This window comes from Nocardia sp. NPDC004582, from assembly GCF_053602115.1.
This window is the reverse complement of sequence record NZ_JBSGCY010000039.1, coordinates 1-16,946: the sequence shown is the minus strand read 5'-3', so window position 1 is coordinate 16,946 and position 16,946 is coordinate 1. Positions and strand designations below refer to the sequence as shown.

The 16,946-nt window shown below is 70.7% G+C and carries 12 protein-coding genes; 1 reads left to right on the top strand and 11 read right to left on the bottom strand.

The annotated features are described in order from the left end of the window. Positions 1 to 7: 7 nt before the first annotated feature. Both ACWELJ_RS13965 and ACWELJ_RS13960 read right to left on the bottom strand, forming a co-directional pair. Positions 8 to 2,215, bottom strand: a complete 2,208-nt coding sequence (locus ACWELJ_RS13965) for a SulP family inorganic anion transporter (protein WP_452366531.1) — start codon at positions 2,213 to 2,215, stop codon at positions 8 to 10. Positions 2,216 to 2,439: 224 nt separating this feature from the next. Beyond that, positions 2,440 to 4,683, bottom strand: a complete 2,244-nt coding sequence (locus ACWELJ_RS13960; RefSeq protein WP_452366530.1) for a SulP family inorganic anion transporter — start codon at positions 4,681 to 4,683, stop codon at positions 2,440 to 2,442. Positions 4,684 to 5,012: 329 nt separating this feature from the next. Here ACWELJ_RS13960 and ACWELJ_RS13955 point away from each other — a divergent pair, with 329 nt between their 5' ends. After that, entirely contained in the window at positions 5,013 to 6,062 is a 1,050-nt protein-coding gene (locus tag ACWELJ_RS13955) for an extracellular solute-binding protein (RefSeq protein ID WP_452366529.1), read from the top strand. 9 nt (positions 6,063 to 6,071) lie between these two features. On the opposite strand, the gene ACWELJ_RS13950 is transcribed toward ACWELJ_RS13955, so the two are convergent. The 9 genes from ACWELJ_RS13950 to ACWELJ_RS13910 form a co-directional block, all read right to left on the bottom strand. Beyond that, positions 6,072 to 6,452, bottom strand: a complete 381-nt coding sequence (locus tag ACWELJ_RS13950) for a DUF5313 family protein (RefSeq protein ID WP_452366528.1) — start codon at positions 6,450 to 6,452, stop codon at positions 6,072 to 6,074. Further along, positions 6,452 to 8,098, bottom strand: coding sequence for a SulP family inorganic anion transporter (locus ACWELJ_RS13945; RefSeq protein WP_452366552.1), 1,647 nt, complete (start codon positions 8,096 to 8,098; stop codon positions 6,452 to 6,454). The genes ACWELJ_RS13950 and ACWELJ_RS13945 overlap by 1 nt, the downstream gene beginning before the upstream one ends. Further along, positions 8,095 to 9,927, bottom strand: a complete 1,833-nt coding sequence (locus ACWELJ_RS13940) for a phosphoenolpyruvate carboxykinase (GTP) (RefSeq protein ID WP_452366527.1) — start codon at positions 9,925 to 9,927, stop codon at positions 8,095 to 8,097. Before ACWELJ_RS13940 ends, ACWELJ_RS13945 begins: the two co-directional genes overlap by 4 nt. Before the next feature lie 95 nt (positions 9,928 to 10,022). After that, positions 10,023 to 10,352, bottom strand: coding sequence for an ArsR/SmtB family transcription factor (locus ACWELJ_RS13935; protein ID WP_452366526.1), 330 nt, complete (start codon positions 10,350 to 10,352; stop codon positions 10,023 to 10,025). 119 nt (positions 10,353 to 10,471) lie between these two features. Next, positions 10,472 to 11,950 (bottom strand): hydrogenase large subunit, encoded by a 1,479-nt coding sequence (locus tag ACWELJ_RS13930; protein WP_452366525.1) that lies wholly within the window; start codon positions 11,948 to 11,950, stop codon positions 10,472 to 10,474. Then, complete coding sequence (locus ACWELJ_RS13925; RefSeq protein ID WP_452366524.1) at positions 11,947 to 13,413, bottom strand: proton-conducting transporter transmembrane domain-containing protein; 1,467 nt, start codon at positions 13,411 to 13,413, stop codon at positions 11,947 to 11,949. Before ACWELJ_RS13925 ends, ACWELJ_RS13930 begins: the two co-directional genes overlap by 4 nt. After that, a complete protein-coding gene (locus ACWELJ_RS13920; RefSeq protein ID WP_452366551.1) occupies positions 13,413 to 14,027 on the bottom strand; it encodes a hypothetical protein in 615 nt (204 codons plus the stop codon). Before ACWELJ_RS13920 ends, ACWELJ_RS13925 begins: the two co-directional genes overlap by 1 nt. Positions 14,028 to 14,071: 44 nt before the next feature. Next, positions 14,072 to 15,028, bottom strand: a complete 957-nt coding sequence (locus ACWELJ_RS13915; RefSeq protein WP_452366550.1) for a respiratory chain complex I subunit 1 family protein — start codon at positions 15,026 to 15,028, stop codon at positions 14,072 to 14,074. A gap of 5 nt (positions 15,029 to 15,033) precedes the next feature. Beyond that, positions 15,034 to 16,938: a proton-conducting transporter transmembrane domain-containing protein gene (locus ACWELJ_RS13910; protein ID WP_452366549.1), complete on the bottom strand. Its 1,905-nt coding sequence runs from the start codon at positions 16,936 to 16,938 to the stop codon at positions 15,034 to 15,036. Between the last annotated feature and the right edge of the window lie 8 nt (positions 16,939 to 16,946).

Sequence of the window (16,946 nt, the reverse complement as noted above, 5' to 3'; positions counted from 1 at the left end):
GGGTCGATCAGTGGGTGTGCGCCAAGGCCGATAGCTCGGGGGCGTCGATCTCCCGGATGCCCGCCGAGGTCACCTCCAGCACGCGGGCGGTGCCGATGTCGAAGAACAGGCCCTTGATCTGCAGGCCGTGTTCGAGCATGGCGCGCCGGACCACGGGGTGGGCCCGGAGGGTGTCCAGCTGGACGGCGACGTTCACGATGGAGAGCTGATCGTCCACGCCGTATCCGGCGCGGGCGGCCGCGGCGGCGACCGGGTCGCCGGGTTGGAAGCGGTCCAGGCTGGCGCGGCCGTGGACCAGCCAGTTGCCCAGGCCCGGCCCGGTGGGCCCACCCGCGACCAGGGCTTTCATCGCACCGCAGGCGGAGTGGCCGCACACCACGACATTGTCGACGCGCAGTTCCTCGACGGCGAACGACAGCGCCGCCTCGATCGAGGTGTCGCGGCCGCCGGGGACCACGAAGTTGCCGACATTGCGGATGGTGAACAGGTCACCGGGTCCGGTATTGGTGATCACGTTGGGCACGATCCGGGAATCCGCACAGGTCAGGAAGAGCGAGTGCGGGTTCTGGACATCGCGCAGCTCGTCGAGGTGCGGGCGCACCAGGTGGGCGTTGCGGCGGTGGAAGGCGGCCACCCCGTGGGTGATCGGGTTGCCGTCGTCCTCGCGCCAGGGGCGCAGCACGTCGTCGAGCAGGGTGCGGGCGCGGCCGCGGACCGGCGGGCCGGCCAGGGCATGCTCCATGCGCGCGGTGCCGAGTTCCACGTATTCGACTGTGCCACCGGTGTTCTCGTGCTGACTCGCCCAGTCGTGGATGGCCTCGTAGGCGGCGTGGTCGAGGAAGTCGACGGTCAGCTCGACCAGCACGTCGGCGCCGGCGGGCACCTTGCCCAGTTCCGCGGACAGTTTCGGCAGCGCCAGGAAGGTGCAGGTGCCGTCGATGCTGACCAGCCAGCGATCGGTGCCGGCGACCTCGCCCGCGGTCACCGACACGCGCACGACTCGCCACAGCAGCAGCGCGAAGGCCAGGGCCAGGCCGATGATGACGCCCTCGAGCAGGTTCAGGAACACCACGCCGAGCACGGTCACCAGGTACACCAGCAGGTCGCCGGTGCGCTGGGCCAGCTTGATGTGCGCGAGCTTCACCAACTGCACGCCGACCACGATGAGCAGACCGGCCAGCGCCGATTTCGGAATCTGCTGCACCAGCCCGACCAGCGCGACCGAGAACACCAGCACCCACACGCCGTGCAGCAGCGCCGAGGCGCGGGTGCGGGCCCCGGCCTGCACATTGGTGGCGCTGCGCACGATCACGCCGGTGACGGGCAGGCCGCCCAGGGTGCCGGAGATCATGTTGGCCGCGCCCTGACCGATCAGTTCGCGGTCGAAGTTGGTGCGCGGGCCGGTGTGCATCTTGTCCACCGCGACCGCCGACAGCAGGCTCTCCACGCTGGCGATCAGGGCGATGGTCAGGGCGGCGAGCGCCACCGCGCCCCAGTCGCCGGACGGCAGGCCGGGCAGGCCGATGGCGTCGAAGAGCGAGCCGCTCAACACGATTCGCTCCGGATCGCCGGGCAGCACCAGCGACAGCACGGTGCCGACCACGACCGCGACCAGCGGGCCGGGCAGCACCTTCACCTTGCCGGGCACGTACTTCCAGCCGAACATGATGGCCATCACGACCGCGCCGATCAGGAAGTCGTCGCCGTGGATGCTGGACAGCTCGCCGGGCAGCTGAATCACGTTCTGCCAGGCCGAACTATGGGACGCGCCGCCGAGCAGCACATGCAGCTGCTGTAGCGCGATGGTGATGCCGATTCCCGCCAGCATGGCGTGCACCACGACGGGTGCGATGGCCAGGGCGGCGCGGGCGATTCGGCTGAGCCCGAACAGAATCTGGAGCAGACCGGCCAGGACTGTGATGAAACAGGCCGTCTTCCAACCGAATTGGTTGATGGTTTCGGCGACGACGACCGTCAGACCGGCCGCGGGGCCGCTGACCTGCATCGGAGAACCGCCGAGCAGGCCGACCGCGATACCGCCGACCACGGCGGCGATGAGTCCGGCCGCGATGGGCGCACCGGAGGCGACCGCGATGCCGAGCGAAAGCGGCAAGGCGACGAGAAAGACAACAAGGGATGCAGGCAGATCGTGTCGCAGCAGGCTGTCGAGCCGGCGTTCGGATCTACCTGGCGGTGAATCGGTGTCGCGAGACATATCGCTCCTCAGCGAGCATGTACAGGGGCATCGAATAAAGACCGCGGACGGCATTGGCCGCGCACTCACCGGACGAGCAAAGGCCAGGCTAAAGGTAAAGTCTTAGCAAAGTCTGAGAAATATGCCGCCCAACGTAACAAGGGCGTGAATCCTGCCGGATTCACGCCCTTCTTGCCCGAAAATCCTCGCGAACACCCCATATCGCACGCGGGCGATCGATCACCTCACGCGGGCTGGGCCACCCGGCCCACGCCGTCGATCTCCGCGATCCCGTCGACGGTGACCTCCACCACCCGCGCGGTGGCGATATCGAAGAACAGCCCCGACAGCACCACCCCGCGCTCCTCGACCCCGCGCCGCACCACCGGATGCGCGTACAGCGTCTCCAGCTGCACCGCCACATTCACCATGCCGAGCTGGTCGACCGGACCGAATCCGGCTGCGGCGGCGGCCATTCCGACCGGATGCCCGAGCCGGAACCGGTCCAGGCTGGGCCGGGCGTGCGCGAGCCAGTCGTCGAGCTGGGACCCGGTGACCAGTTCACTGTGCAGCGCCCCCATCGCGCCGCAGCCGGAGTGCCCGCACACCACCACCGAACGCACATCCAGCTTGTCGAGGGCGTAGATCAGCGCCGCCTCCATGGACGAGTCCTGGGCGTCGCGCGGAATCAGGTTGCCCACGTTGCGCACCGTGAACAGGTCCCCCGGACCGCTGTTGGTGATCACGTTCGGCACGATGCGCGAGTCGGCGCACGTGACGAAAAGCGAGTCCGGTTCCTGCCCGTCGCGCAGCACACCCAGGTGCGGCCGCATCACATGCGCGTGACTGCGGTGATAGGCGGCCACGCCCGCGACGATCGGGTCCACATCGGTGGCGGTGCGCCGCCAGGGCCCGAGCACCTCGTTGAGCAGGTGCCGCGAATGGCCGCGCGCGGACGGACCGGCCGCGGCATCGGCCATGCGCACCGCGCCGACCTCGATGAACTCCACCGTGCCGCCCGCCGCGCGATGGTGGTCCACCCATTCCTGCAGGGCGTCGTAGGCGGCGTGGTCCAGGAAGTCGACCGTCATCTCCAGCACCACATCGGCGTGCGCGGGCACCTTCGCGAGTTCACTGGTCAGCTCGGGTAACGCCAGGAAGGTGAAGCTGCCGTCCACGGCGACCCGCCAGCGCACGGCGTCCGTGCCGCCGAGCCCGACTTCCTCGGCGGTCACGGTCACCCGCACCACCCGCCACAGCAGCAGCGCGAAGGCCAGCACGAGCCCGACCAGCATGCCCAGCAACAGATTCCAGAACACCACCACGAACACGGTGGCCGCGTACACCACCAGGTCGCCGGTGCGCTGGGCGCGCCGGATGTGGGCCAGCTTGATCAGCTGGATGCCGACCACGATGAGCAGTCCGGCCAGCGCCGCCTTGGGTATCGAGCGCGCCACCCCGACCAGCGCCACCGAGAACAGCAGGATCCACAGTCCGTGCAGCATGGTCGAGGCCCGAGTGCGCGCTCCCGCTTTGACATTGGTGATGCTGCGCACGATGACCGCGGCCACGGGCAGGCCGCCGATCAGGCCGGAGACCATGTTGGCCGCGCCCTGCCCGATCAGCTCGCGATCCAGATCGGTTCGGCGAGTGGCGTTTTGACGCATCCGGTCGACCGCGACGGCCGATAGTAGGGTCTCCACGCTGGCGATGAGCGCGATGGTCACCGCCATCAGGGCGATGGCGGCCCAGCTGCCGTGCGGCAATTGCGGCAGGCGCAGTTCGTCCAGCAGCGAGCCGTCGATGGTGATGTGCTCGACGCGCACCGGCAGCATGCGGGCCAGCACGGTGGCGACCAGCACCGCGACCAGCGGCGCGGGCACCTGGCGCACGGGTTCGGGCACGTGCCGCCAGCCGACCAGGATGGCGATCACCACCAGCCCGATGCACAGATCACCCGCCTTCACCGAGGCCATCTGGTGCGGCAGCCCGACGATGGCGGCCCAGGACGAGGTCAGGGTGTCGCCGCCCAGCAGCACGTGCACCTGCTGCAGGGCGATGACGATGCCGATCCCGGCGAGCATGGCGTGCACCACCACCGGCGCGATGGCGAGCACGCCGCGCGCGATCCGGCTGAGCCCGAACAGGATCTGCAGTCCGCCCGCCATCATGGTGATGAAACAGGTAGCGGCCCAGCCGAACTGGTTGATGGATTCGGCGACCACCACGGTCAGCGAGGCGGTCGGCCCGCTGACCTGTAGGACCGAGCCGCCGCACAGCGCCGCGACCACCCCGCCCACCACCGCGGCGATGAGTCCGGCGGCGACGGGGGCGCCCGCCGCCACCGCGATGCCGATCGACAGCGGCAGGGAGACGAGAAAGACGACGAGCGAAGCCGGAAGATCGTGGCGCACCAGCGTGGCCCACGAGTCCCGGCGCGCGGGGCCGGGAAGCGACGTCCGTGGAGGCTGATCGGTGTCGGTGGACATATCTCTCCTTCGCCGGCACGGCGCAGCCGCCCGGTTCATCGGTCAACATGTACTGGCATCGAGAGGCAGCGGCGGGCGAGGCTGGAGAACCACGACGCTTGGCGGAACGCGGGTAAGCGTAAAGACAAGGCAAAGGAAACGAAAAGCGTTTGCGCCGATTGGTGCGAACCGCTACCAAACTGTGACACAGCTCACGCGCCGGCGCGAACCCGATATCACCGATTGTTCACCCGATACACCCTGCGGGTTCGCCCACGATGCCTACTGTGCGCGCGAGATTGCTGTGGAACCCGGACTGAGACGGGGTCCTTCGGAAAGGGTCCCGCGGAATGTCGCACCCCCGCCGCGTCGTCGTCGCGGCCGTCGTCCTGGCGACCCTGGCCACCGCCGCCTGCGGCAAGCCCGCGGAGCCGAAAACGGTTCCGGCGGCGACCAGTTCGTGGACCCCGCCGCCCGGGCTGCGCGGCGAGCTGACCCTGTACTCGGCCAATCCTCAGGACCTCACCGACGAGCTGGTGGCCGCCTTCACCAAGGCGTCCGGGGTGAAGGTCACCGTGTTCAGCGCCGAGACCGGCAAGATCACCGCCAAGCTCGACAAGGAGGGCCCGAACCCGGCCGCGGACGTGGTGTATCTGGCGTCCTGGACGCCCGCCGCGCAATACGACCTCGACGGCCGGACCCTGCCCTACACCCCGCGCGGCGCGGACCGCGTGCACGACGGGTGGATCGGCAAGGACCACGGCTTCCTCGGCCGGGACGGGTCCGCGCTGACCATGGTGGTCAACACCAAGGTGTCTCCGCGTCTGCCCAACGACTGGGCCGATCTGGCCGCGCCGGAGTTCCGCGGCAAGGTGATCATGCCCGATCCGCGCGAATCGGGTACCGCGCGCGATCTGCTGACGGCCATGGTCAGCGCGTGGGGCAAGGACGACACCTGGGCCGTCTTCGACGCGCTGTTCGCCAACGGCATGGTGGTCCGCGGCGGCAACGGTCCCGCCCTCGACGAGGTCGGCTCGGGCGCCGGCTGCGCGGTCATCCTCGGCGGCGTCGACTACGCGGCCTACGACGCGGCCGCCAAAGGCGTTCCGCTGCGGGTCATCTCACCCGCCTCGGGCACCATCGTGACGCCGCGCCCGGTCTTCATCCTGAACACCACCAAGCACCCGGCGGCCGCGAAGGCCCTGGTGGACTACATGTTCACTCCCGAGGCCCAGCAGATCTCCGCGGCCCACAAGATGATTCCCGCCCGCACCGACGTTCCCGTGGCGCCGGGCACCCGCACCTACGCCGAGGTCAAGCAGCTGCCGTTCTCGTGGGATCAGATCAAGGGCAACGGCGCGGCGATCCTCGCCGAGTTCACCCAGCGCTACCTGCGCTGAGCATCGACCTCAGCCGCGGCCGTGCGCCCGCTCGTAGGCCGCACGCTCGTCGGCCGCCCGGGCCCGTTCGCGCTGATCGGCCAGATTCGGGTCCAGACCGTGCTTGGCCAGGCGGGCCCGGCGGAACACGTACATCAGCGCGGCCGTGAAGTAGATGAGCGGCAGGTACAGCAGCGCCATCATCGACGCCCCCATCCACAGCGGCCCGGGAATCAGCAGGAACAGGCACAGCGGCGGAATGATCGGGATCAGGATGCGCAGCATGTAGCGCCGGGCCGCGCCGGGCCCGGTCAGATCCTCGATCACCCACGGGTGCATCGACGCGGGCAGGGTGCCGCCCGCGATATACCGCAGGCGCTGCCAGAGATTCGGGGTGACGTTCGTGCTCATCAGTGACTGCTTTCGGCGGGACGGGAGACGAGTTCGCGGGCGACCGCGATGGCGTCGGGGGTCTGGTCGAACAGGTGGCCCGGGCCGGCCCCGGGCAGCGCGCCGACGGCCTCGAGCGTGTGCCGGTGGTCCTCGCGCAGACCGGACATGAGCACGGTGATGCCGCGGTGCTCGAGCTTGCCGATGGCGTCGCGCAGGGTGAGCGCGCCGGTGGTGTCGAGCGCGGTGAGATGGGACATGCGCAGGATGACCACCCGAACATCCGACACCTCGGCCAGTTCCAGCAGGAAGCGGTGCGCGGCGGCGAAGAACAACGGCCCGTCGAGGCGGTAGGCGACGATGTGGTCGTGCAGCAGCTCGTGCTCCTCGGCCAGGTGGTCGGCGTCGTCGAGTGGAATCTGGTGCAGCCGGGCCTCTTTGGCGACCGAGCGCAGCGCCAGCAGCACCGCGATGGCGACGCCCACCGCGACCGCGCTGACCAGGTCCATCGCGACAGTGACGCCGAAGGTGATCGCCATGATGGCCGCGTCGCCGCGGGAGGCGCGGGCGATGGCGGCCAGCGAGGCGGTCTCGACCATGCGGACAGTGGTGGCCAGCAGCACCCCGGCCAGGGCCGCGAGCGGAATCACGGCGACGAGCCCGGAGGCGAGGAACACGATGGCGGCCAGCACGACCGCGTGGACGAGGGCGGCGAGCCGGGTGCGCGCGCCCGAGCGCACATTCACCGCGGTGCGCGCGATGGCCCCGGTCGCGGGCACTCCGCCGAACAGGGGCGCGGCGATATTGGCCAGCCCCTGCCCGAACAGCTCGCGGTCGGGATTGTGGCGGGTGCCCACTGCCATGGAGTCGGCCGCGGTCGCCGACAGCAGCGATTCCAGCGCCGCCAGCGCGGCCACCGCCATGGCGGGTGCAATCAGTGCGCCCAGTTGATCCAGGTGCACGAAATCCAGTGTGGGAGCCTGCAATCCGGAGGGGATGGTCCCGATCAGGGTCAGGTCGAGGTGGAAGAGCTTGGCCGCCACCGTCGCCAGCACCACGGTGAGCAGCGCGAACGGCAGCCGCGGCAGGTAGCGACCGCCGATCAGCACGACCGCCGCGACGATGAGTGCGGTGGCCGGCGACACCCAGCTCGGCCCGGAGACGAACTGCCGCACCGCGTCCCACGCCGACTGCCACACCTTGTCGCCGTGCGCGTGCGCCACCCCCAGCGCCGACGGGAACTGTTGTAGCGCGATGACCACCGCGATTCCCGCGGTGAATCCCTCGATCACCGGGGCGGGCATATAGCGCACGGCGCGCCCGACCCCGGCGATCGCGAGCACCACCAGCACGAGCCCGGCCAGCAGCCCCACGGCCAGCACCCCGCTCGCTCCGTGCTGATGGAAGATCGGAACCAGCACCACGGTCATGGCGCCGGTGGGCCCGGTGACCTGGAACCGGGAGCCGCCGAAGACCGCGGCGAGCGCGCCCGCCACCACCGCGGTCGCCAGTCCGGCGGCCGCGCCGAGCCCGGAGCTGATGCCGAAGCCCAGCGCGAGCGGCAGCGCGACCAGTGCGACGACGAGCCCGGCCAGCAGGTCCGCGCCCGGGGCGCGGACGGCGGGCAGCCAGTCCGCGCGGTTCGGCAGCAGCTGGGCCACGGTCAGAGCGCCTCGGCCAGACGTAGTTTCAGCGCGGCGAGCTCGGCGCGCAGGGCGTCGGGCAGGCGGTTGCCGCCGATGCCGGCGTACCACTCGTCAATGGATTCCAGCTCGCGCACCCACTCGTCGACGTCCACGGCCAGGGCCGCGTCGGCCAGTCCGCGATAGCCCGCGCCCAGGCCCTCGAGGTCGAGCGCGTCGGCGGTGGGCACATAGCCGATCGGGGTGCGCACGGCCTCGGCGGTGCCGTCGAGGCGTTCGAGCGCCCACTTCAGCACGCGCACATTGTCGCCGAAGCCGGGCCACAGGAATTTGCCGTCGGCGCTGCGCCGGAACCAGTTGACCTGGAAGATCTTCGGCAGCTGCGCGCCCTCACGGGCGCCCATGGCCAGCCAGTGCGCGAAGTAGTCGCCCACGTGATAGCCCAGGAACGGCAGCATGGCCATGGGGTCGCGGCGCACCACGCCGACCGCGCCCGCGGCGGCCGCGGTGGTCTCCGAGGACAGCACCGAGGCGGTGAACACGCCGTGCGCCCAGTCGAAGGACTCGGCGACCAGCGGGATGGTGGTGGCGCGGCGGCCGCCGAAGAAGATGGCCGAGATCGGCACGCCGCGCGGGTCGTTCCATTCCGGGGCGACCGACGGGCACTGCTCGATCGGGGTGCAGTAGCGCGAGTTCGGGTGCGCGGCCGGGGTTCCCGATTCGGGGGTCCAGTCGTTGCCGCGCCAGTCGATCAGGTGCGCCGGGGGCTGCTCGGTCAGGCCCTCCCACCAGGCGTCGCCGCTGTCGGTGCGGGCGGTGTTGGTGAAGATGGAGTTGCCCGCCTCGATGGTGGCGATGGCATTGGGATTGGTCTTGGCGCCGGTTCCCGGTGCGACGCCGAAGAATCCGGCCTCCGGGTTGACCGCGTAGAGCCGGCCGTCGGCGCCGAAGCGCATCCAGGCGATGTCGTCGCCCACGGTCTCGGCCTTCCAGCCGGGCAGAGTGGGTTCGAGCATGGCCAGGTTGGTCTTACCGCACGAGGACGGGAACGCCGCGGCGATGTAGTGCGTCTTGCCTTGCGGCGAGGTCAGTTTCAGGATGAGCATGTGCTCGGCCAGCCAGCCCTCGTCGCGGCCGATCACCGAGGCGATGCGCAGCGCGAAGCACTTCTTGCCCAGCAGCGCGTTGCCGCCGTAGCCGGAGCCGTAGCTCCAGATGGTGCGGGTCTCGGGGAAGTGCGCGATGTACTTGGTCTTGTCGCACGGCCACGGCACGTCGGCCTGGCCCTCCGACAGCGGCGCGCCCACCGAGTGCAGGCATTTCACGAATTCGGTGCCCGGGGTGAGCTGCTCCCAGACCTGCGCGCCGGAGCGGGTCATGATCTGCATGGACACCGCCACGTACGCCGAATCGGTGATCTGCACACCGTATTTCGGCTCCCCGGCGTCGAGCGGGCCCATGCAGAACGCGATCACGTACATGGTGCGCCCGGCCATCGCGCCGCGGTAGTGCTCGGTCAGCACCGTGCGCATGTCGACCGGGTCCACCCAGTTGTTGGTGGGCCCGGCGTCGCTCTCGCGCTCCGAGCAGATGAAGGTCCGGTCCTCCACGCGGGCCACGTCGTCCGGATCGGAGACGCACCAGAAGGAGTTGGGCTTGGCCGGCAGCGGGACGAACGTGCCCTTGGCCACCAGGTCGGCGGTGAGCCGGTCCCACTCCTCGCGGGACCCGTCGCAGTAGACGATCCGCTCGGGCGCGGTCAGCTCCGCGACCTCGGCGACCCAGGCCGCGATGTCCGGGTGCGCGGTCGGGGCCTCGGTGGAGGCGAGGGTGGCGGTAGGACGTTCGGACACAGCGAACCTCTCTTCACGAAACAACTAGGTTTTCATTTTAGAAAACATGCAATCAGTGGAACGGACGGACCCCCGGTTGGGAAGGTCCGCGACGACTAGGCGGAGTGCTCGAGTGCCTCCGCCTGGCCGGTGACGACGCCGGTGAGGATGGCGCGGGCGGCCGCGAGCAATTCCGCGACCTGCGGGGAGGTGAGTTCGTAGGTGACCGAGAGCCCCTCGCGGCGAGCGGCGACCAGCCCCGCGCGGCGCAGGATCGACAGTTGCTGCGACAGATTCGCGGCCTCGACGCCGATCTCGGTGAGCATCTCCGACACCGCGTACTCGCGCGCGCTCAGCAGTTCCAGCACACGGATCCGCACGGGATGCCCGAGCGTCTTGAAGAAATCCGCCTTCATCTGATAGAGCGGCCGTTGCAATCCTGGCATGTGCGAGCCACTCCTTCCGAGGGCGAGTAGGCGACAGGCTAGCGCCCGACCCGGTGATTGCAGAGTTTAGCAAACAGGACAATCGTTGCCGGAGCGGTCCGGGTGATCACCGCCGCGGGTTACAGATCGTTCCCCGCGTACGAGAGGTTGAAACTCTTGTTGACCAGGGGAAAGTCCGGAACGATCGTGTCGCTCATGGCCACCGGGAGGGCAGGCCAGTTGAACCAGGACGGGTCGACGATCTTGGCGCGGGTCAGCCGGTCGGCGTCATCGACTTCCACGCGGTGCACGAGGGTGCCACGCCAGCCCTCGACGATGCCGACCCCGCTGCCGACGCTGACCCCGCCGCCGGACTCGGCCGTGCATCGCGCGGCGCCACGGTGATTCATCACGATGTCGGTGATCAGCGCGACCGAGGCGGCGAATTCGTCGCGGCGCACCGTATAGCGGGCGAGCACGTCGCCGCTCTCGGCGCGGATCTCCTCGACCGGCAGGTCCACCGTCGGATGATCCACGCGGGCATCGGTGATCAGGCCGCTCGCGCGCGCCGGGTAGCCGAGGCAGCCGAGGGCGCGGGCATCGTCGGCGGCCAGGACGCCCGTTCCGGCGAACCGGTCGTAGACGACCCCATTGCCCAGTGTCTGCGCGGTCAGCTCGGCCACCTCCGCCGCGATACCCGCCAGCCGCGCGGGATCGGGCAGCCGGTGCAGCGCCACGCCGCCGGGCCGAATCGCGCCGCGCAGCAACCGGTTCCCGGTGACCTCCGCATTGAGGCGGAGCAGCTGTTCCCGCAGGCGCAGGGCGTGCGCGCTGGCCAGCCCGAAACCGACGTCGTTGGCCAGCGCGCCCAGGTCACCGGCGTGGTTGTAGAGCCGTTCCAGCTCGACCACCAGGGCGCGCAACCGTCGTGCGGGCTCGGAAACGGTGACGCCACAGGCCTCTTCGACGGCCAGGCAGTGGGCCAGCGCGTGCGCGGCGGAACTGTCGCCGCTGACCCGCTCGGCCAATTCGGTGGCGCCGGTGGCGGCGCGACCATGGAAGAGCCGTTCGAGGCCGCGATGGACGTACCAGAGGCGCGCCTTGAGCCGCACCACCGTCTCCCCCACCACCGAGAATCGGAAGTGGCCCGGTTCGATGAGTCCGGCGTGAACCGGGCCGACCGGGATCTCGTACACGCCCTCGCCGCCGACGGTCAGGAACCGCAGTTCGCCCGAACCCCCGAATTCGGGCAGGTCCTGTGGGGCGTCCGCGCGCATCGGATGCCAGTCGTCGGGCCAGTGTGCGTGCCGCACCAGCCGTCGCGGCCGAGGATGGCCGCGCAACCCGACCCCGTAGAGATCGAGCATCTCGCGTTCGAACCGGCCGGCCGCGAAGGACACGTAGGCCAGCGACGGCAGCACCGGATCAGGTCCGGGCAGTAGGCACTCCAGTTCGACGCGCCGATCCGGTCGTCCGGCGAGGAACAGGTACACCACCCGGAGGGGCGGCTGCCCGTCGTCGTGAGCGGCGACCAGCGCGAGCCGGTAGCCGGCGCCGAGCAGTTCCTCGGCGACATCGGTGAGCTGATCGGTCGAGACCCGGCGGCGGGTGCGGTTCATCGGGCGGTCACCTGCTCGGCCGCGGTGGTGAACAGGTCCGTCAGGGGCCCGGCGGTGATGCCCAGCGCGAGGGCGGCGACGACACCGACGACCAGCGCGGCGGTCACTGTCGCGGGCACGGCGATGACGGGCGCGTGGGCGGGCACGGGCCCCAACAGAATTCGGCTGCTGTTGCGGACCAGCGCGGCGAAGGCGATGGCGATCAGCAGCAGGGCCACACCCAGCACCCAGGCCAGCCGGGCGTCGGCCAGCGACCGGGCGATGGCCAGTTCACTGGCGAACACGGCGAACGGCGGCAGACCGAGCAGGGCCACCATGCCGAGGGCGAAAGCCGTTCCCAGCACCCGGGATCGGGCCGCCACGGCGGTGATCGAGGCGATGGCGGTGGAGTCGTGCGCGGCCTGCAGCGGCCCGGTAGCCAAAAACAGCACGGTTTTGCCGACGCCGTGCGCGAGCACGTGCAACAGCAGCGCGGCGATCGCGAGCCGGGTGCCGACGGCGGCGGCGATCGCGACCAGGCCCATGTTCTCCATCGAGGAATAGGCCAGCATGCGTTTGACATCGCGGGTGACCGTGAGCAGCAGGGCCGCGACGGCCAGGGTCAGCAGGCCCAGGATCAGCAATCCCGTACGCAGATAGGTGGTTCCGATCGCCGGATCCACCACCGCCTTGATCCGCAGCACCACCGACAGTGCCACCGCCAGCAGCACCCCGCTCATGAGCGCCGACACCGGGGCGGGGGCTTGGCTGTGCGCGTCGGCGAGCCAGGTGTGGAACGGGACCAGCCCGGCCTTGGCGCAGTAGCCGATGAGCAGCAGCCCCGCCGCCAGCCGGGTGACGCCGGGATCCAATCGCGGTGCGCGAGTGAGCAATACGTCCAGATCCAGCGCGTGCTCGGTGACCGCGCCCGCGTGCCGGGCGGCGAAGTACAGCAGCACCGTCCCCAGGAACGCGACCACGATGCCGACCGAGCAGATCACCACATATTTCCAGGTCGCCTCCAGCGCCGCGCGGGTGCGGCGGTGCCCGACCAGGAACGCCGTCGCGACGGTGGTGGCCTCCACGGCCGTCCAGGTGACGCCGATATTGTTGGCGCACACCGCGATCACCATGGCGGCCAGGAACGCGGGCACCAGTCCGGCGTAGGCGCGCGCACCGCGGGCGTCGGTGTGCCCGTGGGCCAGTTCCGCGTCGATGTACCCGATCCCGGCCCAGGTGGCGAGGGTGCCGACGATACCGATGACGGTCAGCATGGTCACCGACAGCGCGTCCACCCGCAGCAGCCCGCCGGCCAGGACATGCTCGCGCCCGTCCAGGCGGATGCCGAGGGCCACCGCGCACCCGAGGATCACCAGCCCGCCGGCGACGGTGAACAATGCGGTGGCACACCGCCATCCGGCCACCGCTCCGGCGATAGCGGCGGCAACGGGTACGAGCATGGCGCACACCACGATCGAGGTCATCACTCGTGCAACTCCCGCAGTCGGTCGAGGTCGGCCCCGCCGAAGGTGCGGCGCAACCGGCCGGTGAGGATGCCGATCACCATCACCGCGAAGAACACGTCGAGCGAGGCCCCGAGCTCGACGATCAGCGGGACGCCGGCGGTGAGCAGGAACGCGGTGGCCGCGATGCCGTTGTCCAGCATCAGGAATCCGGCCGCCTGGGAGACGGCGTGACGGCGAGTGGCCATGACGAACAGGGCGATCAGGATGACCGCGAAGGCCGCGGGCACGGCGGCCGTCTCCGCGCCGGGTTCGAGCGTGACCAGCGGCCGGGTCACCGCGAAGGCCACGACGGTCAGCCCGGCCGCGATCAGCAGCGAGGCGGCGGTGTTCACTATCGGTGTGGCCTCACGGTATTCGCCCCGTTCGGCGCTGATCGCCCGGCCCAGCAGTCGCGGCAGCACCCCCGCCCGCAGGCCGAGCACGATGCCGCCGACCACCAGCAGCGGCAGGTCGTGGTGCTCGATACTCTCGACGATCGGGATCAGCGCCAGCGCCACCCCCTGCGCGCCCAGCAGCCAGGCGATGGCGCGCAGATCCCGCCGCCACACGATGAACACCGCGGCCAGCACCATGGCGCCGGCCGCGAAATCGAGCAGGCTCGCATAGCCGTTCGCGGTCACGCTCCTCCTCGGGCGGTGAAGAAATTGGCGGCGGTCACCGCGAGCAGGGCCAGCAGGAACGACCCGGCCAGCAGTTCGGGGACGCGGAACAGCCGCAGCTTGGCGATGAACACCTCGGCGAAGGCCAGGGCCGCGGCCAGCACGACGACCTTGGCCGCGATGGCGGCCACGCCCAGGACGACCGCGGCGACACCGGGCGCGGCGCCCGCGATCCCCCACGGCAGGAACAGATTCGCGAGCAGGGCCAGCAGCAGGGTCAACCGGACCGCGGCGGCCCATTCGATCAGCGCCAGTCGTGGACCGGCGTATTCGAGGATCATCGCCTCGTGCACCATGGTCAGCTCCAGGTGCGTGGACGGATTGTCCACCGGCAGCCGGCCGGTCTCGGCGATGATCACGATCACCAGCGCGGCCGCGGCCAGCACCGCGCTCAAGGTCGCCACCCGGCCCGGATGGTCGATGGTATTGCGCACCAGCGCACCGAGATTCGACGATCCGCCGGGTATCGAGAGCGCGAACACCGACAGCAGGATGGTCGGCTCGACCAGGGCGGCGATGACGGTCTCCCGGCTGGCCCCCATGCCACCGAACGCCGTACCGGTGTCGATCCCGGCCAGCGTCAGCGCGACCGTGCCGAGGAACAGCAGGCCCACCACCGCGAACAGGTCGGCCGCCCCGTCGAGCGGGGATCCGGTCGCGACCAGCGGCGCGATGGCGGCGATCACCAGCGTGGTGCCCGCGAGAACCAGTGGGGCCGTGGCGAAGACGGCCGAGGTGCCCGCCGGGGTGATGGACTGCTTGCCGAACTGCTTGCGCAGATCCCGCCACGGCTGGACCACACCCGCACCGGCCCGGCCCTCGGCCCGGGCGCGCACCTGCCGCATCACCCCCACCACCAGCGGCGCCCCGGCCACCACCCCGCCGAGCTGGGTGGCGCCGGCGAGATAGGACATGACCGTCATCGCGACACCACCAGCACGATCAGCACACCGACCGCGCCGTACGCGAGATACAGGTGGACGCTGCCGTTGTGGGCGCGCGCCGCCGCCACCGCGGCCAGCCGGACCGCGCGCACCACCGGCCGGTAGAGGCGCAGCTCGATGGTGTCGGCGAGGCGCGCCCGATAGGCGACCTTCTCGACCAGGTACCGAGATTCGGCCAGCGGCGTGACCTCGATGTCGGTGTCGGGGCGCAGCACGTCGTCGAACACCCGCTGCAGGGGCTCGGCGAAGGAGGTCGCGGTGTACTGCATCCGGTCGCTCGGCTGGTCAGCGCCGCAGGCCCACAGCGGCAGCGTCGCCGGGGCGGGATTGCGCCCGGCGCGCACGGCGACGGCCACCGCGACGGCGGCCACCGCCACCGCCACCACGATCGCGAGGACACCCGGCGCGACCGACCCGGACATCCCCGGCAGCCGGACCGTCCAGCCGAGCCCGGTGAACTCCTGCCCGCGTGTGACCGGCAGCTCCGCGACGGTGCGCCGCACGACCGGCCCGGCCACCGTCGGAACCACCGCCAGCGCCGCACACGCGCTCGCGCACAACGCCATACCCGTGATCATCGAGGGCCCGACCTCACGCGCGCCGGCGGCCTCCGCCGAGCGCGGGCGGGCCAGGAAGCCGATACCGAAGGCCTTCACGATGGCCGCCACCCCCAGCCCGGCGGTCAGGGCGACGGCACCCACCGCCAAGGGCGCGGCCAGCGTCACCACCGGATCCGGTTGCCCACCGGTGTGAATCAGCGATTGCACCAGCAGCCATTCGCTGACGAACCCCGCGCCCAGCGGCAGCCCCGAGGCGCCCACCGCGGCGAGGCCGAACAGTGTCGTGGTGGCCGGCATTCGGCGCGCGAGACCGCCGAGGCGATCCAGGTCGCGCAGCCCGGTCTCGGCCAGCACCGCACCGGCGCACAGGAATCCGAGGCTCTTGAACGCCGCGTGCGCCATCAGATGCAACAGGGCGGCCGCGGCGGCCACCGCGGCGGCGGCAGTGGAGCCGACATCGCCCAGCATCGTCGCCGCGCCCAGGGCCAGGGTGATCAGGCCCATGTTCTCCGTGGTCGAAAACGCCAGCAGCCGTTTCAGATCCGAGGCGACCGACGCCTGCAGCACACCGTAGACGGCGGTGACCGCGCCCACGACCAACAGCGTGGGCCCCCACCAGCGCGGCCCCGGCCCGAACAGTTGCAGGTCGAAGCGGACGATGCCGTAGATCCCGAGGTTCACCATCGCCGCGCTCATCAACGCCGACACCGGGCTGGGGGCCTCGGGGTGGGCGTGCGGCAGCCAGGCGTGCACCGGCACCAGGCCGGCCTTGGAGCCGAAACCGGCCACGGTGAGCACGAATACGGCCGTGCGCGCGCTCTCGGGCATCGCGGTCAGGGCGTCGAAACGATCCGCGCCACCCGCCGCGGCGACGGCGATCAGCAGCCCGGCCAGGATCGCCGCGAAACCGAGCTGGGTCATGACCGCGTAGAACACCCCGGCGGTGCGGGCCGAGCGACGGCGATGTTCGGCGAACACGAGCACCAGCGAGGCGATGGCCATCGATTCCCAGGCCAGCAGGAAGGTCGTCACCGATCCGGCAGCGGGCACCGCGAGCAGGGCGGCGGCGAAGATCGGGAGCACGATCAACGGCACCGGGCCCAGATGTTCGCGGCGCGCGTAGCCGATCACGTAGGCGCCCACCGGAATCGCGACCGCCCCGGTGAGGGCGAGGAAGAAGCCTCCCAACCTGTCCACCCGCAGATACACCCCGGACAAGGGCAGCAGCCACGCCAGCGTCAGCGAGCGCGCGGGCCCGAGCACCCCGCCCAGCCCGGCCGCGACCCGGGTGGAGGTGTTGAGGCGGATGCTCTCGGTCATCCACGACA